This window comes from Streptomyces sp. SudanB52_2052 (assembly GCF_964272415.1).
In the GTDB taxonomy this organism is placed as follows: domain Bacteria; phylum Actinomycetota; class Actinomycetes; order Streptomycetales; family Streptomycetaceae; genus Streptomyces; species Streptomyces olindensis.
This window is the reverse complement of sequence record NZ_OZ186796.1, coordinates 5,813,034-5,836,475: the sequence shown is the minus strand read 5'-3', so window position 1 is coordinate 5,836,475 and position 23,442 is coordinate 5,813,034. Positions and strand designations below refer to the sequence as shown.

Below are 23,442 nucleotides of genomic sequence, written 5' to 3'. Positions count from 1 at the left end.
CTAGGGCACCTGTTCCGGCCCCGGCGCGGGGATCCGTAAGGATCCGGCAAGAATTTCTTACCCGGCCGTGCAACCCTTCCCGTCCTTTGGCAGTCGTACTTGGTGTCAGGACTTCTGGAGGGGGATCCGGGGGGATCGCGGGGGTTTCTGACGGGAGGGGAAAGCCGAGGGGCCCGGTCGACGGATCGGGCCCCTCGAAACATCTCGGTGGACGCACATCTCGGTGGACGGCGGTCAGAAGAAGACGCCGCAGCGCAGCAGGACGTTGGCGTACGGCCGTGCCTCGCCCGTGCGGACGATCAGGCGGGCGCCCGCCGACAGTTCCTTGAGCCGCTCGTGCGGGACGAGGTCCAGTGCGGGGAAGTGCCCGTGCAGGAGTTTCGCGGCCTGCGGGTTGGCCCGCCGTACCTCCTCCGCCGCCGTCGCCCCCTCGACCACCAGCTCGGCCAGCAGCCCTTCCAGGACCTCCGCGAACGCCGGTACTCCGGCCCGGAAGGCCAGGTCCACCACGCGGGGGCCGTCCGGGATGGGCATGCCCGCGTCGCAGACGAGTACGCCGTCGCCGTGGCCGAGTTCGGCCAGTGCTCCGGCGAGGTGACGGTTGAGTATTCCGGCCTTCTTCACAGCTGGGCGACCTCCTCCGCCGTCGGGAAGGACGCCTGCGCGCCCTCCTTCGTCACCGTCGCCGCGCCGACCCGCGCCGCGTACGCCGCCGCCTCCGCCAGGGGCTCGCCCGCCCCCAGCCGGTAGGCCAGCGCGGCGGTGAACGCGTCGCCCGCGCCCGTGGTGTCCACCGCGTGCACCTTCACGGACGCGACACGCAAGACGCCCTCCGCCGACGCCACCAGCGCGCCCTCCGAGCCCAGCGTCACCACCACCGACCGCGGGCCCTTCGCGAGCAGGATCCGCGCCCAGTCCTCGGGGGTGTCCCCGACGGCCGAGTCGCCCAGGATCACCTTGGCCTCGTGCTCGTTGACGATGAGCGGGTCGCAGGCCGCCAGCACCTCCGCCGGGAGGGGGCGCGGCGGGGAGGGGTTCAGGACGAAGCGGCTGTCCGGTGCCAGGTTCCGTACGACCTCCACCACCGTTTCCAGCGGGATCTCCAGTTGCGTCGAGACCACCTTGGAGCTCTGGAACAGGCACCCGGCGGCGCTCACGTCCTGGGGGGTCAGCCGGCCGTTGGCGCCCGGCGAGACGACGATGCTGTTGTCCCCGGACGGGTCGACCGTGATCAGGGCGACGCCGGTCGGTGCGTCGCCCACCAGGACGCCCACCGTGTCGACGCCGGCCTCCCGCTGCGAGTCCAGCAGCAGCCGCCCGTGGTCGTCGTCGCCGACGCGGGCCAGCAGTGCCGTACGGGCGCCGAGCCGGGCGGCGGCGACCGCCTGGTTCGCGCCCTTGCCGCCCGGGTGGACGGCCAGGTCGGAGCCGAGCACGGTCTCGCCGGCACCGGGCCGGCGCTCCACTCCGATCACCAGGTCGGCGTTGGCCGACCCCACGACCAGGAGGTCGTAGTCGTACATGAGTTGTCTCCCCACGTGAGTGACATGGACGGGCGGTCCCACCAGCCGTGCGACCGCCCGCCGTTCCCCGATGTCAGCCGCTGAAGCCGGCCACGTTCTCCTTCGTGACCACCTTCACCGGCACCTTCACCGTCTGCTCGACCTCCTTGCCCTGGAGCGCCTTCAGGGCGTTGTCCACGGCGATCTTCCCGAGTTGGGACGGCTGCTGCGCCACGGACGCGTACAGCGTGCCGCCCTCGACCGCCTTCAGTCCGTCAGGCGTGCCGTCGAAGCCGACGACGTGGACCGACTTGCCGGCCTTGGAGCCCAGCGCCTTGATCGCGCCGAGGGCCATCTCGTCGTTGGCGGCGATGACGCCCTGGACGTCCGGGTGGGCCTGGAGCAGGTTCGACATCACGTCGAGGCCCTTGGTGCGGTCGAAGTCGGCGGGCTGCTGGGCCACGACCTGGATGCCCGGGTAGGCCTTCAGCCCCTTGGCGAAGCCCTCGGCGCGCTCCCGGGCCGCGGACGTGCCCGCCTGGCCCTGGAGGATGACGATCTTGCCCTCGCCGCCCAGCTTCTCGGCGATGGACTTGGCCGCGAGTTCACCGCCGGCCACGTTGTCGGAGGCGACCAGGGTGTCCACCGCCGCGTTGTTGACGGTCCGGTCCACCGCGACGACCGGGATCTTCGCCTGGTCGGCGGCCTTCACCGAGTTGCTCGCGGCGTCCGAGTCCACGGGGTTGACGATGATCGCGCCCAGGTTCGAAGTGGTGAAGTTCTGCAGCTGGTTGGCCTGCTGGGAGGCGTCGTTCTGGGCGTCCGTGACGGTCAGGTCGACGCCCAGCCGCTTCGCCTCGGCCTGGGCGCCCGCCCGGATCTGCACGAAGAAGGGGTTGTTGAGGGTGGACAGCGACAGGCCCATCCTCGGGGTGGACGCGGAGGAGGAGCCGTTGTGCAGGAAGGACGTGGCGCCGACGATCGCGACCGTGACGACGGCCGCGAGACCGTACGTCGCCGCCTGCCTGCCCTTGCCCCCGCCGGAGGCACCGGCCGCCACCGGGGTCGCCCCCGCCTTGCGCCGCAGCGTGTCGAAGAGCACCGCCAGCGCGATGACCACGCCGATGACGACCTGCTGCCAGAACGCGGAGACGTTCAGCAGGTTCAGCCCGTTGCGCAGCACCGCCAGGATGAGCGCGCCGATGAGCGTGCCGGACGCCTTGCCCGTGCCGCCCGCGAGGGAGGCGCCGCCGATGACGACCGCGGCGATCGCGTCCAGCTCGTAGCCGTCGGCGGCCTGGGGCTGCGCGGAGGAGAGGCGGGCGGCGAGGACGACACCGGCGACGGCGGCGAAGACGCCCGAGAAGGCGTAGATCGCGAGCTTCTGCTTCTTCACGCGCAGGCCGGACAGCCGCGCGGCCTCCTCGTTGCCGCCGATCGCGTACATCGAGCGGCCGATGTAGGTCCGGCCGAGCACGAACGCGGCGAGCAGGCCCATGACGACCATGACCAGGACCGGCACCGGCAGCCAGCCGCCGAGGGTGTCGCCGAGGTGGGAGACCGAGTCGGGGAAGGCGATCGGGGAGCCCTCGGAGATGACCAGGGACAGGCCGCGGGCCACGGACAGCATGGCGAGCGTGGCGATGAACGGCGGCAGCTTGCCGTAGGAGATCAGGACGCCGTTGACCAGGCCGCAGACGATGCCGGTCGCTATGGCGAGGAGCACGGCGAGGAAGACGGGGACGCCAGCCGAGGTGGCGCTCCAGGCGAGGACCGTGGCCGACAGCGCGGCGACCGAGCCGACCGACAGGTCGATGCCCGCCGAGACGATCACGAAGGTGACGCCGAAGGCGAGGATGGCGGTCACGGCCGCCTGGACACCGACGTTGAGGAGGTTGTCCGTCGTCAGGAAGTCGCCGGACAGGGCCGACATCGCGATGACGAGGACGATGAGCGCGGTGAGCGCGCCGTTGTCGAGCAGGAGGCGGCGCAGGCCTCCCGAGGCGCCACCCGCGCCCGTCGTGCTCTTGAGCGTGTCAGTGGCCACGGGAGGCCTCCTTGTCGGTGCTGGGGTTGCTTACGGCGAGTGCCATCACGGCGTCCTGGGTCGCCTCGTCGGCGGAGAGTTCACCGGCGATCCGGCCCTGGGCCATCACCAGCACCCGGTCGCTCATGCCGAGCACCTCGGGCAGGTCGCTGGAGATCATCAGGACGGCCGCGCCGGCGGCGGTGAGTTCGTTGACGAGCTGGTAGATCTCGACCTTGGCGCCGACGTCGATGCCGCGGGTCGGTTCGTCGAGGATCAGCACCTTGGTGTCGGCGAGGAGCCACTTGCCGATGACGACCTTCTGCTGGTTGCCGCCGGAGAGCGTGCGCACGTGCTGGCCGAGGCCCGCCATGCGCACGCCGAGCTGCTTCGCGATCCGCTCGGCGGCCTCGCGCTGGGCCTTGAGGTCGACGAGCCCCGCGCGCGTGGCCGACCTCAGGGTCACCAGACCGAGGTTCTCCTCCACCGACGCGTCCAGCACCAGGCCCTGGCCCTTGCGGTCCTCGGGGATGAGTCCGATGCCCGCGCTCATGGCCGCGTTGACGTCGTACTTGGCGATCGGGGCGCCGGAGACCTTCACGGTGCCCTTGTCGTACGGGTCGGCCCCGAAGACCGCCCGAACGACCTCGGTCCGTCCGGCCCCGACCAGGCCCGCGATGCCGACGACCTCACCGGCGTGCACCTCGAAGCCGACGTCGTGGAAGACGCCGTCCCGGGTGAGGCCCTCGACGGTGAGCAACGCGGGCCCCTTGTCGGGTCGTTCGCGCGGGTACTGCTGCTCGATCGAGCGCCCCACCATGAGCCGGACCAGCTCGTCCTCGGGGGTGGAGGCGGGCACCTGCCCGACGCTCCTGCCGTCGCGGATGACCGTCACCCGGTCGCCGAGGGCGGCGATCTCCTCCAGGTGGTGCGTGATGAAGACGATCCCGACGCCGTCCTCGCGCAGGGTGCGCACGATCGCGAAGAGCTTCTCGACCTCCTCGGAGGTGAGGACGGCGGTCGGCTCGTCCATGATCAGCACGCGTGCGTCCAGGCTGAGCGCCTTGGCGATCTCGACCATCTGCAGGCGGGCGATGCCGAGTTCGCGGACCCGCGCGCGGGGCGACACGTTCACGCCGACCCGCTTCAGCAGGACCTCGGCGTCCGCCTCCATCCGCTTGCGGTCGATCATCCCGAAGCGGCGGGGCTGCCGACCCAGGAAGATGTTCTCGGCGACCGTCAGGTCGGGTACGAGGTTGAACTCCTGGTAGATGGTGGCGATCCCGAGCCGCTCGGAGTCCTGGGCGCTCTGGATGCGCGTCTCCTCGCCGCCGACCAGGATCCGCCCGGCGTCGGGTGTGTAGGCGCCGGAGAGCATCTTGATCAGCGTGCTCTTGCCCGCGCCGTTCTCACCGAGCAGCACGTGCACCTCGCCCCGGCGCAAGGAGAAGTCGACGCCGTCCAGCGCGACCACACCCGGGAAGGTCTTCCGTATGCCCTCGATGCGCAGCAACTCGTCCGGGTTGCTCACGACGTGCTCCTTTGCACTGGGGTGGGGTTCTCGCCGCAGGAGCGGCGCACGACGAGCCGGGCGGGGAGGGTGACGGATTCGCCCGGCCGTCCTTCGATGCGGTCGACCAGGGCCCGTACGGCGGCCCGGCCCAGTTCGCCCGTGGGCTGGGCGATCGCCGTGATCGGCGGGTCGGTGTGCACGAACCACGGGATGTCGTCGAACGCGGCCAGCGCGATGTCGTCCGGCACGCGCAGTCCGCGCGCGCGTACGGCGTCCAGCGCGCCGAGCGCCATCAGGTTGTCGGCCGCGAAGACGACCTCGGGCGGTTCGGCCAGGTCGAGGAAGCCCTCGGTGACCCGGCGCCCGCTCTCGGCCTGGAAGTCGCCCTGCCCTATGAAGGCGTCGGGGAGTTCCAGACCGCACGCGGCGAGCGCCTCGCGGAAGGCCTCCACGCGCTCCCGGCCGGTCGTGGTCGCCGCGGGACCGGCGATGATCGCGAGCCGCCGGTGCCCGAGCCCGTGCAGATGCGTCACGAGGTCCCGCACGGCGGCCCGCCCGTCCGCCCGGACGACCGGCACGTCCACGCCCGGGATCCAGCGGTCCACGAACACCATGGGCGTCCCGGCCCGCGCGGCGTCCAGCATCAGCGGCGAGCCGCCGTCCGTGGGCGAGACGAGCAGGCCGTCGATGCGGCGGTCCAGGAGGTTGCGCACGTGGTGGTCCTGGAGGTCGGGCCGCTCGTCGGCGTTGCCGATGATGACGCTGTAGCCGAGCGCGCGGGCCTCCTCCTCGACGGAGCGGGCCAGCTCGGTGAAGTAGGGGTTCATCACGTCGCTGATGACCAGGCCGAGGGTGTGGGTCTGGTCGGTGCGCAGGGAGCGGGCGACGGCGTTCGGGCGGTAGCCCAGGGTCTCGACGGCGGCCAGCACGCGGGTGCGTGCGTCGGCGCTGACCGACGGGTGGTCGTTCAGGACGCGCGAGACCGTGGCGACGGAGACGCCCGCCTCGGCGGCGACGTCCTTGATACTCGCCATCGCCGCTCCACCTCCTTGTGGAAACGGAACCCGTCACGGGTTCGTGGAATCGATTACATCGACGGGTGGATGGAATCGATTACACACCGGTAAATCAAGACCCCCGCGGTACCTCTTGACCGGATCGTGATGTCGCGGGCCGTCCCTCGACGGTCCAGGCTGGAGAGGGGAAGCCCCTTTTTTTCCAGGCCCGGCGGGCCGGAGCGGAGGAGTCATGACGGCGGCGACCCGGAACGACGTGCCCGTCGCACTCGAGGGCGACGGAGTGGAACTGCGGCTGATGCCGATCGGGGGTGGCATGTCGGTCGGCTACATCACCCTGCCCCAGGGCACCGACATGGGCCCGGCCCTCAAGGGCATGCCCGACGACGCGTGCCAGTGCCCGCACTGGGGCTATCTGCTGAAGGGCCGGATCAGGATGCGTACGGCCGCCGGCGAGGAGGAGTACGTGGCGGGGCAGGCCTACTACTGGGGTCCCGGACACGTGCCGGTGGCCCTGGAGGACAGTGAGTTCGTGGAGTTCTCGCCGAGCGAGGACTTCCAGCGGGTGATCGACCACGTGGTGGCGCAGGCCGGGTGAGCGGGGGGGAACCGCCGGGCCCGGGCCGATGAGTTTCGCCGGCCCGGGCGGTCTTCCCTCTCGTCGACCACAGGAGGAGCGCTGTGTCCCAGCTGCTGCGCGTGCAGAACTTCAACGTCTCGAGTGACGGATTCGGTGCCGGCGAGCACCAGAGCCTGGAGCGGCCGTTCGGCCACGCCGACCCGGGGACGATGTTCGCCTGGGCCGGTGCGACGGCGAGCTGGCCGAACCGCACCGACCCGGGCGGGAGCCGCGGCCTCGACGACTACCTGGTGCGCGACTTCCACAACAACATCGGCGCCGAGATCATGGGGCGCAACAAGTTCAGTCCGCACCGCGGCCCGTGGCAGGACCACGAGTGGAAGGGCTGGTGGGGCGAGGAACCCCCGTTCCACACGCCGGTGTTCGTGATGACCCACTACGAGCGGCCCTCGTTCAGCCTCTCCGACACCACGTTCCACTTCGTCGGCGGCGACCCGGCCGAGGTCCTGGAGCAGGCGCGCGAGGCGGCCGGCGGCAAGGACGTCCGGCTCGGCGGCGGGGCGGCCACCGTCCGGGAGTTCCTCGACGCCGACCTGGTGGACACGCTGCACGTGGCGGTCTCGCCCGGCGTGGTGCTCGGGTCCGGCTCACGGCTGTGGGAGTCCCCCGAGGAGCTGCTCGACCGCTTCCACCGCGATGTGGTGCCGAGCCCGAGCGGGGTGATTCATCACCTGTTCTGGCGCAGGTGACGGCAGGTCAGGCGCCCTTGCCCCAGTCCAGCAGGTCGGCGAGCCCGGCGGCGGTGAAGGCGGCCTCCAGTGCGTCGCCGCCTTCGGTGAAATGGGACCAGCTGTCGTAGTGGACGGGGACGACGCGGCGGGCCCCGAGGATCCGGGCGGCCTCGGCGGCCATGGCGCTGTCCAGGACGAGGACCTGGTTGTCGAAGAGGACGGGGAAGCGGGGCGCGCCCGCGAAGAGCACGGCGGTGTCGACGGGGGCGAAGCGGCCGGCGGTCTCACGGACCGCGTCGAGTGAGGCGTTGTCGCCGCTGACGTAGACGGTGGGCAGGCCCTCGCCGGTCAGGACGAAGCCGACGACCTGGCCGGTGAACGGCTCGACCTCCTCGCGGGGGCCGGGGCCGTGCAGGGCCGGGACGCCGGTCACGGTGACCGTGCCGCCGCCGGGCCGGTCCACTTCGACGGACTCCCAGTCGGCCAGGCCCTTGACCTTGTCGCCCAGGCTCTCGCGCAGGCGCTCGCCGCCGCCGGGCGTGGTCAGGGTCAGGGGTATGCCGGCGAGCAGGGCGCGGCCGGAGGTGTCCAGGTTGTCGGCGTGCTCGTCGTGGGAGAGCAGGACCACGTCGATGCGGCCGAGGTCGGCTGGGCCGGCGGCGGCGGGCGCGGTCTTGGTCAGGAGCGGAGCCCCGGGGCGGCTGTAGTCGCCGGGGGCGTCGAAGGTCGGGTCGGTCAGGAAGCGCACGCCGCCGTACTCGAAGAAGGCGGTCGGGCCACCGAGCACGCGGACGGGGAAGTCGGTCGCCACGGGAACAGAAGACATGCAGCACCTCACGGATAGACGCGATCGAACCGTGAGAAGACCGTAGCCGCTTCTCACGGATACGGGCAAGCCGTACCATGAGAAGCATGGAGGAGTCCGTGACCGAACAACCCGCTCCGCCGCCCGCGCACGGCGAGGAGGAGCACCCCTCCCTGGCCCTCGCCAACACCGCGATCGCCGTGCCCGGCGGGCGCACGTTCGACCTCCTGGGCACCCCCGCGCAGGCGAACCACTGGCTGACCCAGCGAGGCCTCGCCCCGGCCGACGCCGGCATGCGGGAGATGTGCGCGGCCCAGCTGCGGTCACTGCGTGAACAGGTCAGGTCCCTGTTCGCCGCCCGCGCCGACGGCGTACCCGCCCTGCCCGCGGCGGTGACGGCCATCAACGACGCGATGACCAGGGTTCCGACGGCCCCGCTGCTGCGCTGGGACGACAAGACCGGCCCCTACCGCACGGCCCCCCACCCCACCACCGCGATCGTCGACCTGGCCCTGGCCACGCTCGCCGCCGACGCCGCCGACCTGCTCACCTCCCCCGACGCGGAACGCCTCACCGCCTGCGGCTCCCCGCCCTGCAACCGCTTCCTGCTCCGCCACGGCCGCCGCCAGTGGTGCTCGACCCGCTGCGGCGACCGCGCGCGGGCGGCTCGCGCGTACGCGCGCCGCAGCAAGGCGGACTGACGCCCGGCCGGGCGGACCACGCCCCGGGTCACGCCGGTACGGCCGCCAGGTCCGGGTCGTCGAGGGGTGGGTAGGTTTCGGCGCTCGTGCGTTCCGCTGCCTCGATGTAGTCGGTGAGGGCGTCGCGGGAGCGGGCCAGTCGGGCCATCTGGTCGTCCAGTCGTCGTAGTCGTGACCGCATCGCGGCCAGCAACTCGGGGCAGCCGGGCAGGGTCGGGGCCTCGCCGACCGCGCAGGGCAGCAGGTACGCGATGTCCTCGGAGGACAGGCCGGCGCCCAGCAGGTGCCGGATCTGCTTCACCCGCAGCACGGCGCTCTCGTCGTACTCGCGGTAGCCGTTCGCGCCGCGGTCCGCCTCCAGCAGCCCCTGCGCCTCGTAGTAGCGCAGTTGGTGGGTGTTGACGCCCGTCCGCCGGCTCAGTTCCCCGATCCGCATCGAAAGCCCCCCTTGACCTTCACACCGGTATCAACGTTGACGATGCTGTCATGAACAAGGACAACGCACCCCGAACTCCCGTATCTGTCATCGGACTTGGGCTGATGGGTCAGGCCCTCGCCGCAGCGTTCCTGCGGGCCGGTCACCCGACGACCGTGTGGAACCGGACGGCGTCCAAGGCCGACCGGCTGGTGGCCGAGGGCGCGCGGCTCGCCCCCTCGGTCGGTGACGCCGTCGCGGCGGGCTCCCTGACGGTCGTCTGCCTCACCGACTACCAGGCCGTGCGCGACCTGCTCGGCGCGGACGGTGTGGACCTGGACGGCGCGACGCTGGTCAACCTGACCTCGGGCGATTCGGCCCAGGCCCGGGAAGCCGCCCGCTGGGCCGGGCAGCGCGGCGCCCGTTACCTGGACGGCGCCATCATGGCCGTGCCGCCGGCGATCGGGACCGCCGAGGCGGTGATCCTGCACAGCGGCGCGGAGGCGGACTTCCAGGAGCACGAGGCCGCGCTCGGCGCACTGGGCACCGTCACCTACCTCGGCGCGGACCACGGGCTCGCGTCCCTGTACGACGTGGCCGGTCTGGCCATGATGTGGAGCGTGCTCAACGCCTGGCTCCAGGGCACGGCGCTGCTCAGGACGGCCGGTGTCGACGCCGGGACGTTCGCGCCGTTCGCCCGGCAGATCGCCGCCGGGGTGGCCGAGTGGCTGCCCGGTTACGCCGAGCAGATCGACAGCGGCTCGTTCCCGGCCGAGGTGTCGGCCCTGGAGACCGACGCACGTGCGATGGCCCACCTGGTCGAGGAGAGCGAGGCGGTGGGCGTCAACGCCGAACTGCCGAAGCTGATCAAGGCGATGGCCGACCGTGCGATCGCCGCCGGGCACGGCAAGGAGCAGTACCCGGTGCTGATCGAGGAGTTCGCCAAGCCGGGCGGCGAATGACCGACCGGTTCCGGAGCACCGGCCGCCGCCCCGCCCCCAGCCCGGGGCAGGGCAGCGCGCCTGGTGCCGGGCCGTGGCTACCGGGTGTGCTCGACGAACCGCGCCGCCGTCTCGGCCAGGACCTCCTGGCCGTCCCGGGCCCACAACCCGTCGTTGAACAGCTCGACCTCGATCGCGCCGGTGTAGCCGGCGGCCTCCACATGACCCTGCCACTCGCGCATGTCGATCGCGCCGTCGCCGATCTGCCCCCGGCCGGTCAGCACGCCCTCCGGGAGGGGGGTCGTCCAGTCGGCGAGCTGGAAGGTGTGGATGCGGCCGCCCTCGCCCGCCCGGGCGATCTGCGCGGGAGCCGTGTCGTCCCACCAGATGTGGTACGTGTCGACCGTGACGCCGACCTGGTGCGCCGGGAAGCGCTCCGCCAGGTCGAGGGCCTGGGCCAGCGTCGACACCACGCAGCGGTCCGAGGCGTACATGGGGTGCAGCGGCTCGATCGCGAGGCGGACGCCGTGCCGCTCCGCGTACGGGCCCAGTTCCGCCAGGGCGTCCGCGATGCGCTCCCGCGCCCCGTGCAGGTCCTTCGAACCGGCCGGGAGGCCGCCCGAGACCAGGACCAGGGTGTCCGTGCCGAGCGTCGCCGCCTCGTCGATCGCGCGGCGGTTGTCGGCCAGGGCCTCGGCCCGCTCCCCCGGGTCGATCGCCGTGAAGAAGCCGCCCCGGCACAACGTTGTCACCGTCAGCCCCGCGTCGCGGACCAGCTTCGCCGTGGCCTCCAGGCCGTACGACTGCACCGGCTCGCGCCACAGGCCGACGTTGCGGATGCCCAGCCGGCCGCAGCCGTCGACCAGTTCCGGCATCGACAGCTGCTTCACCGTCATCTGGTTGATGGAGAAACGGTCCAACCCGGTCGTGCTCACTGGTCCACCCCGTACACGCTCAGCAGCGTCTTCATCCGCTCCTCCGCCAGCTTCGGGTCCGGGAACAGGCCCAGGCCGTCGGCGAGTTCGTACGCCTTCGCGAAGTGCGGCAGCGACCGGGCCGACTGCAGGCCGCCGACCATCGTGAAGTGCGACTGGTGGCCCGCCAGCCAGGCCAGGAACACCACACCCGTCTTGTAGAAGCGGGTCGGCGTCTGGAAGAGGTGGCGGGACAGCTCGACCGTCGGGTCCAGCAACTCCCGGAATCCCTCGACGTCCCCCGTGTCGAGCACCCGCACCGCCTGCGCCGCCAGCGGGCCCAGCGGGTCGAAGATGCCCAGCAGGGCGTGGCTGAAGCCCTGCTCGTCGCCCGCGATCAGCTCGGGGTAGTTGAAGTCGTCGCCCGTGTAGCAGCGGACGCCCTGCGGCAGCCGGCGGCGGATGTCGATCTCGCGCTGGGCGTCCAGCAGGGAGACCTTGATGCCGTCGACCTTGTCGGGATGCGCGGCGATGACGTCCAGGAACGTACGGGTCGCCGCGTCCAGGTCCGTGGCGCCCCAGTAGCCCTCCAGCGCGGGGTCGAACATCGGGCCCAGCCAGTGCAGGATGACCGGCTCGGACGCCTGCCGGAGCAGATGGCCGTAGACCTCCAGGTAGTCCTCCGGCCCCTTGGCGACCGCGGCCAGGGCCCGGGAGGCCATCAGGATCGCCTGCGCGCCCGACTCCTCGACGACCGCGAGCTGGTCCTCGTACGCGGCGCGGATCTCCGCCAGGCCGTACGGGTGGCCGACCTCGGTGACGGACAGCTGGTCCGTGCCGACGCCGCAGGCGATCAGGCCGCCGACCGACTTGGCCTCGGCCGCCGACCGGCGGATCAGTTCCGCCGCGCCCGCCCAGTCCAGGCCCATGCCGCGCTGTGCGGTGTCCATGGCCTCGGCGACGCCCAGCCCGTGCGACCACAGGTGGCGGCGGAAGGCCAGGGTGGCGTCCCAGTCGACGGCGGCGGGCGAGTCCGGGGAGACGTCCGCGTACGGGTCGGCGACGACGTGCGCCGCCGAGAAGACCGTGCGGGACGTGAAGGGGGTGCCGGGCGTCACGACGAGGGGCTCGGTGCGGGGCTCGTACGTCCGCAGCGCCCCGCCGCTGTCCGGGAGTCGGATGGTCACAGCGAGATCTCCGGGACGTCGAGGCGGCGGCCCTCGGCCGAGGACTTCAGGCCCAGCTCGGCGAGCTGGACACCGCGGGCACCGGCCAGCAGGTCCCAGTGGTAGGGGGCGTCGGCGTAGACGTGCTTGAGGAACAGCTCCCACTGGGCCTTGAAGCCGTTGTCGAAGTCCTGGTTGTCCGGGACCTCCTGCCACTGGTCGCGGAAGACCTCCGTGGCGGGGATGTCCGGGTTCCAGACCGGCTTCGGGGTCGCCGACCGGTGCTGGACCCGGCAGTTGCGGAGTCCGGCCACCGCCGAGCCCTCCGTGCCGTCCACCTGGAACTCCACCAGCTCGTCGCGGTTGACGCGGACCGCCCAGGAGGAGTTGATCTGGGCGATGGCGCCGCCGTCGAGCTCGAAGATGCCGTACGCGGCGTCGTCGGCCGTCGCGTCGTAGGGTTTGCCGTTCTCGTCCCAGCGCTCCGGGATGTGGGTGGTGGCGATGGCCTGGACGGACTTCACGCGGCCGAACAGCTCGTGCAGCACGTACTCCCAGTGCGGGAACATGTCGACGACGATGCCGCCGCCGTCCTCGGCCCGGTAGTTCCAGGACGGGCGCTGGGCGGCCTGCCAGTCGCCCTCGAAGACCCAGTAGCCGAACTCGCCGCGCACCGACAGGATCCGGCCGAAGAAGCCGCCGTCGATGAGGCGCTTCAGCTTCAGCAGGCCGGGGAGGAAGAGCTTGTCCTGGACGACGCCGTGCTTGATGCCGGCCTCGTCGGCGAGGCGGGCGAGGTCGAGAGCGCCGGCGAGGCCCGTCGCGGTCGGCTTCTCGGTGTAGATGTGCTTGCCGGCGGCGATGGCCTTCTTCAGCGCCTCCTCACGGGCGGAGGTGACCTGCGCGTCGAAGTAGATGTCCACCGTCTCGTCGGCGAGGACCGCGTCCAGGTCGGTGGAGACGTGCTCCAGCCCGTGCTGCTCCGCCAGCGCCCTGAGCGCGTGCTCGCGGCGGCCGACGAGGATCGGCTCGGGCCACAGCACGGTGCCGTCGCCGAGGTCGAGGCCGCCCTGCTCGCGCAGGGCGAGGATGGAGCGGACCAGGTGCTGGCGGTAGCCCATGCGCCCGGTCACGCCGTTCATGGCGATACGCACCGTCTTGCGTGTCACGTCGTTCCCTTCGTACGCGGTCGTCGCGCCGCGTACGCCCCACCCGTCGCCCGGGGGCCGGTGAGCCACCCGTGGACTGGTGAGCGTTACAGCAAGCGCTTTCTACATACGGAGAAGCTAGCCTCTGAACCGTGGTCCGGACAAGACCGTGACCAGGACGAGTTGTTCGAGGGGGCGAACAACCGGGGCTCGGGGGCTTAAGGTCTGCACAAACCATGGCCATAGGTCCGTCGGAACCGCGGTCACAGGTATGGGTGTGTAGGCAGGCGGACGATCGAGATGCGCGACCGGAGGACGACGAGATGACGGTGACCCTGGCGGATGTGGCGGCCCGCGCACAGGTCTCCCCCGCGACGGTGTCGCGCGTGCTGAACGGGAACTACCCCGTGGCCGCCTCCACCCGGGAGCGGGTGCTGAAGGCCGTGGACGAGCTGGACTACGTGCTCAACGGGCCCGCGAGCGCCCTGGCCGCCGCCACCTCCGACCTGGTCGGGATCCTGGTGAACGACATCGCCGACCCGTTCTTCGGGATCATGGCGAGCGCGATCCAGGCCGAGATCGGCGGGCCGGGCGGCCGTGCGGGCGGGGAGAGACTCGCGGTGGTCTGCAACACGGGCGGCTCGCCGGAGCGGGAGCTGACGTACCTCACGCTGCTGCAGCGGCAGCGGGCGGCGGCCGTGGTGCTCACGGGCGGCGCGATCGAGGACGCCGCGCACAAGGCGGCGATGGACGCGAAGGTGCGGAAGCTGGCGGACGCCGGGACGCGGGTCGTGCTGTGCGGGCGCCCGCCGGCGCCGGAGACCGGGGCGATCGCGCTGACCTTCGACAACCGCGGGGGCGGGCAGGAGCTGACCGAGCACCTGATCGGGCTGGGGCACCGGCGGCTGGGGTACATCGCGGGGCCGGAGGAGCGGACGACGACCCGGCACCGGCTGGAGGGGCACCGGGCGGCACTGGCCGCGCACGGCATCGAGGAGGACCCTCGGTGGACCGTGCACGGGCGCTATGACCGACGCTCCGGCTACGAGGCGACGCTGGAGCTGCTGCGGCGGGACCCGTCGCTGACGGCGGTCGTCGCGGCGAACGACTCCGTCGCGCTGGGGGCGTGCGCGGCGCTGCGGGACTCCGGGCTGCGGATTCCGGAGGACGTGTCGGTGGCGGGGTTCGACGACCTGCCGTTCAGCATCGACGCGGTGCCGTCGCTGACGACGGTGCGGTTGCCGTTGGCGGAGGCCGGGGCTCGGGCCGGGCGGATCGCCATGGGGCGGGAGGAGGCGCCGCCCGGGGGGATCGCGTCGGTGCGGGGGGAATTGATGGTGCGGGGGTCCTCCGGGGTGCCGCGGGTTTCGTAGTGCTGGGCGGTTGCTGCCCGGGCCGTGCTGGGGGCTGCCGCCCCCAGGCCCCCGCTTCGGCCTGAACGGCCTCGTCCTCAAACGCCGGACGGGCTGGATTGCGGCTGACCGGCACCGCCTCGGACGCCGACAGGCCGGATAGTGCCTGACCGGCATGCCCATCGGACGCCGACAGGCCGGACAGCGGCCGACCGGCATCGTCCTCAAGCGCCGGACGGGCTGGATTGCGGCTGACCGGCACCGCCTCGGACGCCGACAGGCCGGACAGCGGCCGACCGGCATCGTCCTCAAACGCCGGACGGGCTGGCTTGTGGCCGACCGGCACCGCCTCGGACGCCGACAGGCCGGACAGCGGCCGACCGGCATCGTCCTCAAACGCCGGACGGGCTGGCTTGTGGCTGACCGGCACCGTCACCGGACACCGACAGACCGAACAACGGCCGACTGGCACCGCCACCGGACGTCAACACCGGACAGTCACTGACCGGCATCGCCATCGGACGCCGACGGGTTGGGTGGCGAGGGAACACTGTCATCCTCAGGCGCCCTGCCCCGGCTCGCCGCGCTCGGCGACCGCGTCCTGCTCGGCTCGGACTTCCCCGACATCCCCTACCGCTACCTGCACCAGCTCCACGCCCTGGAGCGACTGGGCCTCGGGCAGCAGTGGCTGCGGGCCGGGTGACAGGGCCGTTCGCAGCCACTCCGGCCTCCGGGGGCAGCAACTCGTCCCACCGATCGGTGTGTTCGTCGTACACCGCCGTCGTCTTCGAGGAACCATGGCCCGGACGCCGGCGCCCCGGGTGTGACGGACGTGTCCGCGGCCGGGGCGATGAGTTTCGCGTCGTAGGCCGGTCTGCAATGCCGGATCGAATGTACTGATCGCCTGTGCGAGGAAGCGGAGTGAGTCCCATGCGTATCGTCGTCACCGAGTTCATCAGCCTGGACGGTGTCGTGCAGGCCCCGGGCGGGCCGCAGGAGGACACCGACGGGGGCTTCGCGCACGGCGGGTGGTCGCACCCGTACTTCGACGAGGAGGTACTGGGCGGCGCCTTCGACGCGGGGCTCGCCAGAGCCGAGGCGCTGCTGTTCGGGCGGCGGACGTGGCAGACCATGGCGGCGGCCTGGCCCGAGCGGGCCGGGGACCGGTTCGCGGACCGGATGAACTCTCTGAAGAAGTACGTCGTGTCCAGCACCCTCGGCGAGGCCGACCTCACCTGGAACAACACCGAGCTCATCCCCGGCGACCAGGCCGTCGCCCGCGCCCGGGAGCTGCGCGAGAGCGAGGGCGGCGACCTCGCGATGATGGGCAGCCCGACGCTCGTGCGGACGCTGCTGTCCGAGGGCCTGGTGGACGAGCTCCAACTCGTCGTCATGCCGGTGCTCCTCGGCGGCGGCAAGACGATCTTCCCGGGGGACGGGGCCATGCGCCCGATGGAGCTGGTCTCCACCACCACCGCGAAGACCGGCGCGCAGGTGTGCGTGTACCGGCCGGCCACCACCACCGAGGGGTAGCCCCCGTGTCCTGGGCGGCCTAGGCTCACCTCATCGGAATCTCTGACTGAGTCAAAGACCGGGGTGGTGGTCGTGACCGTCCAGGACATCCGCTCCTTCAACCGCTTCTACACGAACGTCATCGGCGCCCTCGACTACGGCCGCCGGCTCTACGCCCCCTACACCCTCACCGAGTCCCGGGTGATCTACGAGCTGGCCCACGCGCCGCGCACGGACGCCGCCGACCTGCGGGCCCAGCTGCACCTGGACGCCGGATACCTCAGCCGCATCCTGAACCGGTTCGAGGAGGACGGGCTGATCGAGCGCGGCCCGTCCGAGACGGATCCGCGCCGCCGTCGCATCACGCTCACCGCGCGCGGCCGGGAGGCCGCCGCGCTCCTCGACGAGCGGGCGCGCGAGTCGGTCGGCGCGCTGCTGGACACGGTGCGGGCGGCGGACCGGCCGCGGCTGGCGGAGGCGATGGCGACCGTCCGGGCGATTCTCGGCGGCGGCCGGGCCCCGCGCCCCGAGGACGTGGTCCTGCGCGAGCCCGCCCCCGGCGACCTGGGCTGGATCGTGCAGCGCAACGCCGCGCTGTACGCCGCCGAGTACGGCTGGAACGCCGACTACGAGGGGCTGGTCGCGAGGATCGTCGCCGACTACGCCGAGGACCACGACCCGCACCTGGAGCGGACGTGGATCGCCGAGCTGGACGGCCGGCCGGTGGGGTGCGTGATGTGCGTTCGGGACGAGGCGCCCGGGGCCGCGCGACTGCGCCTGCTGCTCGTCGAGCCGGACGCGCGCGGGCTCGGCATCGGCGACCGGCTGGTGAGGGCCGTCGTCGACTTCGCCCGCGAGGCCGGCTACCGCGAGGTCGTCCTGTGGACCAACGACGTCCTCACCGCGGCCCGCCGCATCTACCAGCGCCACGGCTTCGTCCTGGTCGCCGAGAAACCGCACCGCTCCTTCGGCCGGGACCTGACCGGCCAGGACTGGCGGCTGGATCTTCACGCAACGCCCGAGGGACGAAAGGGAGTCGCGGACGGGGGTGCCGGGTAGGGTCCGTCCACATGAAGCTGGCGTTCTCCACCCTCGGTGTCCCCGGCCTGCCCCTGCCCGACGTGCTGCGCCTCGCCAGTACGCACGGCTATCACGGCGTCGAACTGCGCACCCACCCCGAGGAGCCGGTCCACACCGGCCTCGATCCGGCCCAGCGGGCCGAGGTGGCGGCCGAGTTCAAGGGGGCGGGCGTCGAGATCCTGGGCCTCGCGGGGTACGCGCGGGTCGCCGCGCCGGGCGACGACGAACCCGTCCTGGCCGAGATCCGCGCCCTCCTCGACCTGGCCCACGACCTCGGCGCCCCGTACGTCCGGGTTTTCCCCGGCGGCGACCCTGACACGCAGAGCCCGGAGGAGGCGGACGCGACGGCCGCCCGCCGCCTGGGCACGGCCGCCGAGTACGCGACCGACCGCAACGTGCGCGTACTCCTGGAAACCCATGACTCGCACCGCACCGCCGCCGACGCCATGCGCGTCCTCGGGCTCGTCGGCCACCGCCAGGTCGGCGCGCTCTGGGACGTCATGCACACCTGGCTGGGCGGCGAGCAGCCCTCGGAGACGTACGCGGCCCTCTCCCCCCACCTCGGCTACGTGCAGGTCAAGGACATCGCCTCCGCCGACGACACGACCCCGCTGCCCCTCGGCGAGGGCGTCCTGCCCCTGGCCGAGTGCGTGGAGATCCTCTCCCGGCACGGCTGGGACGGCTGGCTGTGCTGGGAGTACGAGAAGCGCTGGTACGAGGACGCGGCGCCGCTGCCCGATCTGCTGGGGCCGGGGCGCGAGCACCTGAGCAGGCTGCTGAACGACTCGGCGTGAAGCGCGTGCAGCCTCACGCCCCTCCCGAGACCCCGTACGCCGGGTGACGCGTGGCCGAAAGCAGCGGCTCACCCGCCCCGTTGAGTCGCCTCCGCCTCCCGCGTACCGATTTCCGGGAATCCGGGCCGAGTCGGGAACCCGGGCCGGACTCGGGTCGTCCAATCCCAGGCCGCCGGAGAGTCACCTCGGTGCGGTGTCGGCCCTCGCTGCTGGCTGCGATCGCTGACCACCCTCTCCGCCGTACCGCGGCCGGCGGCACCGCCGCCATCGGCGCGCCCCCCTCCAACCGCGCCGGTGGCGGCCCCTCCCCGGTTACTGTGCATTCCCTTGACTGGCAGAAACTTCCCGGTTATTGGTGACCTCTTGGAAGTTTCCTTCAGATTTCCTTCAGCGGATCCGAGCGGATCACCTCCGGAAGGAGCCCACGTGCACGACACCGGCACGGGAAGCACGGGAAACACCGCACAGCCCTCCAGACGTACCCTCCTCGCCGCCGGCGCGGGCGTCACCGCCGCCCTCGCGGCCGCCGGGCCCGCGTACGCCGCCGGCGCCCCGGACGACCGCCGGCTCCGCGCCCTCGTCTCCCGCATGACGCTGGAGGAGAAGGTCGGGCAGCTCTTCGTGATGCGGGTCTACGGCCACTCCGCCACCGCCCCCGACCAGGCCGACATCGACGCCAACCTCAAGGAGATCGGGGTCCGTACGGCCGCCGAGCTGGTCGCGACGTACCGGGTCGGCGGCATCATCTACTTCGCCTGGGCGCACAACACCCGCGAGCCGCACCAGATCGCCGACCTGTCCAACGGCATCCAGAAGGCGTCCCTGGACCTGCCGCGCGGACTGCCCGTGCTCATCTCCACCGACCAGGAGCACGGGATCGTGGCCCGGGTGGGCAGGCCGGCCACGCTGTTCCCCGGCGCCATGGCCGTGGGCGCGGGCGGCTCGCGGTCGGACGCCCTGACCCTGGGCCGGATCGCGGGTGCCGAGTTGCGGGCGATGGGGATCCGGCAGGACTACTCCCCCGTGGCCGACGTGAACGTCAACCCGGCCAACCCGGTCATCGGCGTACGGTCCTTCGGCGCCGACCCGCGGGCGGTGGCCGCGCTGGTGGCCGCCGAGGTCGCCGGATACCAGGGGTCCGGGGTCGCCGCGACCGCCAAGCACTTCCCCGGGCACGGGGACACCAACGTCGACAGCCACACCGGCTTCCCCACCATCACGCACAGCCGGGAGCTGTGGGAGAAGCTGGACGCCCCGCCGTTCCGGGCCGCCATCGCCGCCGGCATCGACTCGATCATGACCGCGCACCTGATGGTCCCCGCCCTGGACGACTCCGGCGACCCGGCCACCCTCTCCCGCCCGATCCTCACCGGCATCCTGCGCGAGAAGCTCGGCTACGACGGTGTCGTGGTCACCGACTCCCTCGGCATGGAGGGCGTCCGGACCAAGTACGGCGACGACCGGGTGCCGGTGCTCGCGCTGAAGGCCGGCGTGGACCAGCTCCTCAACCCGCCCGACCTGGACCTCGCGTGGAACGCCGTGCTGACCGCCGTGCGCGGGGGCGAGCTGACCGAGGCCCGGCTCGACGCGTCGGTGCTGCGGATCCTGCGCCTCAAGGAGAAGCTCGGGCTGTTCCGTTCGCCGTACGTCACCCAGGACGGCGTCGACCGGACCGTCGGGACCCGGGCGCATCTGGCGGCGGCCGACCGGATCGCCGAGCGGACGACCACACTGCTCGTCAACGAGGGGCGGCTGCTGCCGCTGTCGCGGCGCCGGTACCCCAAGGTGCTCGTGGTCGGGGCCGATCCGGCCTCGCCGTCGGGGACGACCGGGCCGCCCACCGGAGTCCTCGCGGGCGCGCTGACCGGACTGGGCTTCACCGCCACGGCCCTGTCGACGGGCACGGCACCGTCCGCGGCGACCATCGCCCGGGCGGTCGCGGCGGCGCGGGACGCGGACGCGGTGGTGGCCGCCACGTACAACGTCGGCGCGGGCAGCGCGCAGAAGACGCTGGTCGAGCAGCTCGCGGCGACCGGGCGGCCGGTCGTGGCGGTCGCGATCCGCAACCCGTACGACGTGGCCCAGCTGCCGTCCGCCGCGGCCTGCCTGGCCGCCTACTCCTGGACCGACGTCGAACTGCGGGCCGCCGCGCGGGTCATCGCGGGGCGGGTGGCGCCCCGCGGGAAGCTCCCGGTGGCGGTGCGACGGGCGGATGATCCGGAGCAGGTGCTGTACCCGATCGGATACGGGCTGACGTACTAGACGTACGCCACGGACCGGGCGCACCACCCCCAAGGTGCGCAAACCGCCCCGTGAGCCTGGCGTGCGCCCACCCGGAGAGTCACGCTGGGCCAGGGCCTGTCGTTTGTGATCTGGACGACGGGCCCTGGCAACTCGGGGGGATGGCGATGCGCGGGAGAAGTTCGGCGGGGGTGGTGTGCGGGCTGCTGGTGCTGCTCGGAGCGCTGCTGACCGGGTGCCAGAGCCCCTCGGCGGGCGTGGCGGAGGACGGCCGGCTGGGCGAGCCGGCGAGCGGGAGGGCCACCACGGTGTCGCCGCCGCCGACCCGGCCGTCCGGGTACGGGGCGGTGTTCCTCGCGGTCGACGAGTGCAGTTCGTTCGGCACGACGAGCTTCACCGAGGTGCCGTGCTCCGGGGAGCGGGCGGCGGCGCGGGTCGTGGCGCGGCACGACGGCGCGGTGCGGGACGGGCCGCGCTGCCCGGCGACCACCGACTTCGTGCTGCACATCAGCGAGCAGCGGCCCGCGTCCGACGAGGACGGCGACGGGGCGGTGCCGCAGGGGTACGCGTGCATGCGCAACCTCCAGCCGCCGCACCCGGGCGACCCGGGCGGCGGGGGCGGTCCGCGCACCATCGTCGGCGACTGCGTCTACAGCTCCGGCGACGGGCAGGTCCGCGAGGCGGCCTGCGACGGGAAGGGCGAGCAGAAGCCGGAGTACGAGGTGGTCCGGGCGGTCGCCGAGCGGGCCGACTGCCCCGCCTCGACCGCCCTGTACGTACGGCTCGGCGGAGACCGGCCCGTGGGATGCGCCCGGCCGCTGTGAGCGGTCTCCGCCCTCGCCCGCCTCAGCGCATCAGCCCTCTGCGTGACAGTCGTCGCCGGGCCTCGGCCATCTGGTCACGGACGTGCTCGGGGGGTAGTTCCGCCGCCAGTCGGGCCAGTTCTTCGAAGGTCGACAGATAGGTTCCGTTGCCGCCCTCGCCCCGCAGCTCCCTCTCCCGCTCCACGAACGGCCGGACGGCCTTCCAGACCGAGACGATCCGGGTGCGCAGGACGGTGACCAGCAGGGTCTGGTCGAGCAGACCGAAGACGGCGAGGTTGGCGAACGACTGGTAGTAGTAGACGACGCTGCAGAAGGCCGCCTTGGCCTCGGCCGGCAATCCGCGCACTCCGTTCTCCGGGTCGTGCTCGGCCCCCAGACGGGTGCACACGTAGTCGTGCTGCTCGTGGAACTCCGCGGACCGGAACTCCCTGAGCAGGTCGACCAGCACCGATATGTGGTTGGCGTGCTGCGCGGTGCGGGCCTGCCGTGCGCTGAACACGATGGAGGTCACCACTGCGACGACGGCGATGGCCGTGGTCACGACGTTGAAGACGACAGAACTGTCCATCCGGTCACCGTACGGAGCATTCACCGCGAGCGCAGGAACACGCGAACCGCCCCTCGGCCGGGAGGCCGAGGGGCGGTCGAGTGCGGGCGGCATCCGGTTACGGACGCAGCGTCATCTCGCGCTGCACGTCCCGCTTGTCCAGCTTGGCGTCGAACTTCGCCAGCGGCTTGGCCGCCCGCGGGTCCTCCTGCACCGCGCTGGGGGCGACACCGGCCCAGTCGAGGATGCGGGCGGTGGCGAGCGCCTTCTGCTCGGGCACGAGGCCCGCGACGTTGGCGCCGTGGTTCATGCCGGGGGCGGTGAAGACGTAGGAGTCCTTCGCGCCCTTGCCGAGGCGGAACGGTTCCGCGCTCCACGGGTCGTTCTGCCCGTTGACGAACAGCATGTGGCGGGCGTTGTGCCGGACCCAGGTGTCGATGTCCCGCATCGCCTGCGGCTGGAACTTCATGGGGATGTCCCGCGGGACGAAGTTCCGCGGCGGCTGGTAGCCGTAGCGGATGTACTGCTTCTCGATGTGCGGGAAGCCGATCGTCGGCGCGCCGAGCTGCGTGCCGGCCTGGTAGTAGTACGGCGTGTAGGTCGACAGGCCCTGGTCGGCGTAGGCGGAGAAGCCGGCGATCGTGTCGACGGAGGTCCAGATCTCGTCGTCGGTGGCGTTCTTGGCGTCGGCCGGGATCTGGTCGCAGTCGGACAGCAGGCTGTACTGCCAGAAGCCCCACACGTAGTCGAGGACGGTGGCCTCGTAGGCCTTGTCCAGGCTGCCGATGGTGGTGAAGGTGAGGCCGTTCTCCTCCGCGTAGGCGGCGTACTTCTTCTCCAGCGGCTCGCGGCGGACCAGCGCCTCGCGCTGCACGCCGTTCAGCCGGTCGCGGCACTCCTTGGTGCCGACGCGGGCGAAGAACCGGTCGTACGCCGAGTCCTCCTTGTTCACCACGTCGTTGGGGGCGACGTAGGCGACGACGCCGTCCATGTCACGCGGGTAGAAGCGCTCGTAGTAGGTGGCGGTCATGCCGCCCTTCGAACCGCCCGTGGAGATCCACTTCTTGCCGTAGATGCCCTTCAGCGCCTTGAAGACGCGGTGCTGGTCGCTGGCGGCCTGCCAGATGTCCAGCTTGGTCCAGTCGGCGGGCTGGGGCCGGGACGGGGTGAAGAAGCGGTACTCCAGGGAGACCTGGTTGCCGTCCACGATCTGGGTCGGCTCGCTGCGGCGGGGCGTCGTGGAGACGTTGTAGCCGCTCGTGAAGAAGACCGTCGGGCGCGAGACGTCCTTGTGCAGCACGGTGATGCGCTGCTGGAACGTGCCCTTGGAGGGCTTCCGGTGGTCGACCGGCTGCGTGTAGTTCAGGACGAAGAAGCGGTAGCCCGTGTACGGCTTCTCCTCGACCAGGCTCATGCCCGGTATGGAGAGCAGCCTTTCCTTGATGTCGGTGGTGCCGTCGGTGCCGGTGGCGTCGGCGGCGGTGGCCGCTCCCGCCGTGCCCAAGGTGCCTATGAGCACCGTGAACGCCAGCAGCCATCTGAGCGCCTTGCGCATGCGCACTCCCCTGTGAGACAGATGTGCGCCGGAAGCTAGCGGACCAACTCGCCCAAGCACCAGGGGACATAGGGAAATC

At 72.0% G+C, this 23,442-nt stretch carries 22 protein-coding genes and 1 pseudogene; 11 read left to right on the top strand and 12 right to left on the bottom strand.

Annotated features, from left to right (window positions below):
- Window positions 1-234: 234 nt before the first annotated feature.
- From rbsD to ACSUPV_RS26090, 5 genes are all read right to left on the bottom strand, one after another.
- Window positions 235-624, bottom strand: coding sequence for a D-ribose pyranase (gene rbsD, locus ACSUPV_RS26110; protein ID WP_436948662.1), 390 nt, complete (start codon window positions 622-624; stop codon window positions 235-237).
- Window positions 621-1,523: a ribokinase gene (locus ACSUPV_RS26105; protein WP_436948661.1), complete on the bottom strand. Its 903-nt coding sequence runs from the start codon at window positions 1,521-1,523 to the stop codon at window positions 621-623. The genes rbsD and ACSUPV_RS26105 overlap by 4 nt, the downstream gene beginning before the upstream one ends.
- Before the next feature lie 73 nt (window positions 1,524-1,596).
- The gene (locus tag ACSUPV_RS26100) at window positions 1,597-3,549 is read right to left on the bottom strand and encodes an ABC transporter permease/substrate-binding protein (protein ID WP_436948660.1); all 1,953 of its coding nucleotides are present in this window, start codon (window positions 3,547-3,549) and stop codon (window positions 1,597-1,599) included.
- Complete coding sequence (locus ACSUPV_RS26095) at window positions 3,539-5,059, bottom strand: sugar ABC transporter ATP-binding protein (protein WP_382609453.1); 1,521 nt, start codon at window positions 5,057-5,059, stop codon at window positions 3,539-3,541. The genes ACSUPV_RS26100 and ACSUPV_RS26095 overlap by 11 nt, the downstream gene beginning before the upstream one ends.
- Window positions 5,056-6,075, bottom strand: coding sequence for a LacI family DNA-binding transcriptional regulator (locus ACSUPV_RS26090; protein WP_037770074.1), 1,020 nt, complete (start codon window positions 6,073-6,075; stop codon window positions 5,056-5,058). Before ACSUPV_RS26090 ends, ACSUPV_RS26095 begins: the two co-directional genes overlap by 4 nt.
- Window positions 6,076-6,289: 214 nt before the next feature.
- Here ACSUPV_RS26090 and ACSUPV_RS26085 point away from each other — a divergent pair, with 214 nt between their 5' ends.
- A complete protein-coding gene (locus ACSUPV_RS26085; RefSeq protein ID WP_436948659.1) occupies window positions 6,290-6,655 on the top strand; it encodes a hypothetical protein in 366 nt (121 codons plus the stop codon).
- Window positions 6,656-6,738: 83 nt separating this feature from the next.
- Window positions 6,739-7,386 carry a dihydrofolate reductase family protein gene (locus ACSUPV_RS26080; protein ID WP_436948658.1) on the top strand — a complete coding sequence of 216 codons (648 nt, stop codon included), beginning with the start codon at window positions 6,739-6,741 and terminating at the stop codon, window positions 7,384-7,386.
- Between the two features lie 7 nt (window positions 7,387-7,393).
- Here ACSUPV_RS26080 and ACSUPV_RS26075 read toward each other — a convergent pair whose 3' ends face one another.
- A complete protein-coding gene (locus ACSUPV_RS26075; protein ID WP_436948657.1) occupies window positions 7,394-8,194 on the bottom strand; it encodes an MBL fold metallo-hydrolase in 801 nt (266 codons plus the stop codon).
- An 86-nt stretch (window positions 8,195-8,280) separates the two neighbouring features.
- Here ACSUPV_RS26075 and ACSUPV_RS26070 point away from each other — a divergent pair, with 86 nt between their 5' ends.
- Window positions 8,281-8,874, top strand: a complete 594-nt coding sequence (locus tag ACSUPV_RS26070) for a CGNR zinc finger domain-containing protein (protein WP_359790009.1) — start codon at window positions 8,281-8,283, stop codon at window positions 8,872-8,874.
- A gap of 28 nt (window positions 8,875-8,902) precedes the next feature.
- Here ACSUPV_RS26070 and ACSUPV_RS26065 read toward each other — a convergent pair whose 3' ends face one another.
- Complete coding sequence (locus ACSUPV_RS26065) at window positions 8,903-9,310, bottom strand: MerR family transcriptional regulator (protein WP_382609471.1); 408 nt, start codon at window positions 9,308-9,310, stop codon at window positions 8,903-8,905.
- A gap of 50 nt (window positions 9,311-9,360) precedes the next feature.
- Here ACSUPV_RS26065 and ACSUPV_RS26060 point away from each other — a divergent pair, with 50 nt between their 5' ends.
- On the top strand, window positions 9,361-10,251 hold the full coding sequence (locus ACSUPV_RS26060; protein ID WP_382609474.1) for an NAD(P)-dependent oxidoreductase: 891 nt from the start codon (window positions 9,361-9,363) through the stop codon (window positions 10,249-10,251).
- A gap of 77 nt (window positions 10,252-10,328) precedes the next feature.
- On the opposite strand, the gene ACSUPV_RS26055 is transcribed toward ACSUPV_RS26060, so the two are convergent.
- Genes ACSUPV_RS26055 through ACSUPV_RS26045 form a run of 3 tightly spaced genes read right to left on the bottom strand, consistent with a single transcriptional unit; the run spans window position 10,329 to window position 13,479 of the window.
- Window positions 10,329-11,126, bottom strand: a complete 798-nt coding sequence (locus ACSUPV_RS26055; protein ID WP_436949943.1) for a sugar phosphate isomerase/epimerase family protein — start codon at window positions 11,124-11,126, stop codon at window positions 10,329-10,331.
- A gap of 35 nt (window positions 11,127-11,161) precedes the next feature.
- Window positions 11,162-12,331 carry a dihydrodipicolinate synthase family protein gene (locus tag ACSUPV_RS26050; protein WP_031114186.1) on the bottom strand — a complete coding sequence of 390 codons (1,170 nt, stop codon included), beginning with the start codon at window positions 12,329-12,331 and terminating at the stop codon, window positions 11,162-11,164.
- Complete coding sequence (locus tag ACSUPV_RS26045) at window positions 12,328-13,479, bottom strand: Gfo/Idh/MocA family protein (RefSeq protein WP_031114187.1); 1,152 nt, start codon at window positions 13,477-13,479, stop codon at window positions 12,328-12,330. Before ACSUPV_RS26045 ends, ACSUPV_RS26050 begins: the two co-directional genes overlap by 4 nt.
- Window positions 13,480-13,781: 302 nt before the next feature.
- On the opposite strand from ACSUPV_RS26045, the gene ACSUPV_RS26040 reads away from it, so the two are divergent.
- From ACSUPV_RS26040 to ACSUPV_RS26010, 7 genes and pseudogenes are all read left to right on the top strand, one after another.
- A complete protein-coding gene (locus ACSUPV_RS26040) occupies window positions 13,782-14,831 on the top strand; it encodes a LacI family DNA-binding transcriptional regulator (RefSeq protein ID WP_031114189.1) in 1,050 nt (349 codons plus the stop codon).
- 544 nt (window positions 14,832-15,375) lie between these two features.
- Window positions 15,376-15,513, top strand: a pseudogene (locus ACSUPV_RS26035) (amidohydrolase family protein); the annotation flags it as partial.
- A 227-nt stretch (window positions 15,514-15,740) separates the two neighbouring features.
- Complete coding sequence (locus tag ACSUPV_RS26030; protein WP_436949942.1) at window positions 15,741-16,343, top strand: dihydrofolate reductase family protein; 603 nt, start codon at window positions 15,741-15,743, stop codon at window positions 16,341-16,343.
- A gap of 72 nt (window positions 16,344-16,415) precedes the next feature.
- Window positions 16,416-17,381, top strand: a complete 966-nt coding sequence (locus ACSUPV_RS26025) for a bifunctional helix-turn-helix transcriptional regulator/GNAT family N-acetyltransferase (protein WP_037770143.1) — start codon at window positions 16,416-16,418, stop codon at window positions 17,379-17,381.
- A gap of 11 nt (window positions 17,382-17,392) precedes the next feature.
- On the top strand, window positions 17,393-18,196 hold the full coding sequence (locus ACSUPV_RS26020) for a sugar phosphate isomerase/epimerase family protein (protein ID WP_031114193.1): 804 nt from the start codon (window positions 17,393-17,395) through the stop codon (window positions 18,194-18,196).
- 426 nt (window positions 18,197-18,622) lie between these two features.
- Complete coding sequence (locus ACSUPV_RS26015) at window positions 18,623-20,458, top strand: glycoside hydrolase family 3 protein (protein WP_436948656.1); 1,836 nt, start codon at window positions 18,623-18,625, stop codon at window positions 20,456-20,458.
- A gap of 146 nt (window positions 20,459-20,604) precedes the next feature.
- Window positions 20,605-21,261, top strand: coding sequence for a hypothetical protein (locus ACSUPV_RS26010; RefSeq protein WP_031114196.1), 657 nt, complete (start codon window positions 20,605-20,607; stop codon window positions 21,259-21,261).
- Window positions 21,262-21,283: 22 nt separating this feature from the next.
- Here ACSUPV_RS26010 and ACSUPV_RS26005 read toward each other — a convergent pair whose 3' ends face one another.
- Together ACSUPV_RS26005 and ACSUPV_RS26000 are read right to left on the bottom strand one after the other, a co-directional pair.
- A complete protein-coding gene (locus tag ACSUPV_RS26005) occupies window positions 21,284-21,829 on the bottom strand; it encodes a DUF4760 domain-containing protein (protein ID WP_051649431.1) in 546 nt (181 codons plus the stop codon).
- Window positions 21,830-21,926: 97 nt separating this feature from the next.
- Entirely contained in the window at window positions 21,927-23,363 is a 1,437-nt protein-coding gene (locus ACSUPV_RS26000) for a S28 family serine protease (protein WP_436948655.1), read from the bottom strand.
- Window positions 23,364-23,442: the final 79 nt, after the last annotated feature.

Coding starts and splice junctions, on each gene's coding strand:
- ACSUPV_RS26005 (WP_051649431.1), bottom strand. CDS start 21,829: ATGGACAGTTCTGTCGTCTTCAACGTCGTGACCACGGCCATCGCCGTC.
- ACSUPV_RS26060 (WP_382609474.1), top strand. CDS start 9,361: ATGAACAAGGACAACGCACCCCGAACTCCCGTATCTGTCATCGGACTT.
- ACSUPV_RS26065 (WP_382609471.1), bottom strand. CDS start 9,310: ATGCGGATCGGGGAACTGAGCCGGCGGACGGGCGTCAACACCCACCAA.
- ACSUPV_RS26105 (WP_436948661.1), bottom strand. CDS start 1,523: ATGTACGACTACGACCTCCTGGTCGTGGGGTCGGCCAACGCCGACCTG.
- ACSUPV_RS26040 (WP_031114189.1), top strand. CDS start 13,782: ATGACGGTGACCCTGGCGGATGTGGCGGCCCGCGCACAGGTCTCCCCC.
- ACSUPV_RS26070 (WP_359790009.1), top strand. CDS start 8,281: ATGGAGGAGTCCGTGACCGAACAACCCGCTCCGCCGCCCGCGCACGGC.
- ACSUPV_RS26000 (WP_436948655.1), bottom strand. CDS start 23,363: ATGCGCAAGGCGCTCAGATGGCTGCTGGCGTTCACGGTGCTCATAGGC.
- ACSUPV_RS26085 (WP_436948659.1), top strand. CDS start 6,290: ATGACGGCGGCGACCCGGAACGACGTGCCCGTCGCACTCGAGGGCGAC.
- ACSUPV_RS26090 (WP_037770074.1), bottom strand. CDS start 6,075: ATGGCGAGTATCAAGGACGTCGCCGCCGAGGCGGGCGTCTCCGTCGCC.
- ACSUPV_RS26075 (WP_436948657.1), bottom strand. CDS start 8,194: ATGTCTTCTGTTCCCGTGGCGACCGACTTCCCCGTCCGCGTGCTCGGT.
- ACSUPV_RS26030 (WP_436949942.1), top strand. CDS start 15,741: ATGCGTATCGTCGTCACCGAGTTCATCAGCCTGGACGGTGTCGTGCAG.
- ACSUPV_RS26055 (WP_436949943.1), bottom strand. CDS start 11,126: ATGACGGTGAAGCAGCTGTCGATGCCGGAACTGGTCGACGGCTGCGGC.
- ACSUPV_RS26020 (WP_031114193.1), top strand. CDS start 17,393: ATGAAGCTGGCGTTCTCCACCCTCGGTGTCCCCGGCCTGCCCCTGCCC.
- ACSUPV_RS26010 (WP_031114196.1), top strand. CDS start 20,605: ATGCGCGGGAGAAGTTCGGCGGGGGTGGTGTGCGGGCTGCTGGTGCTG.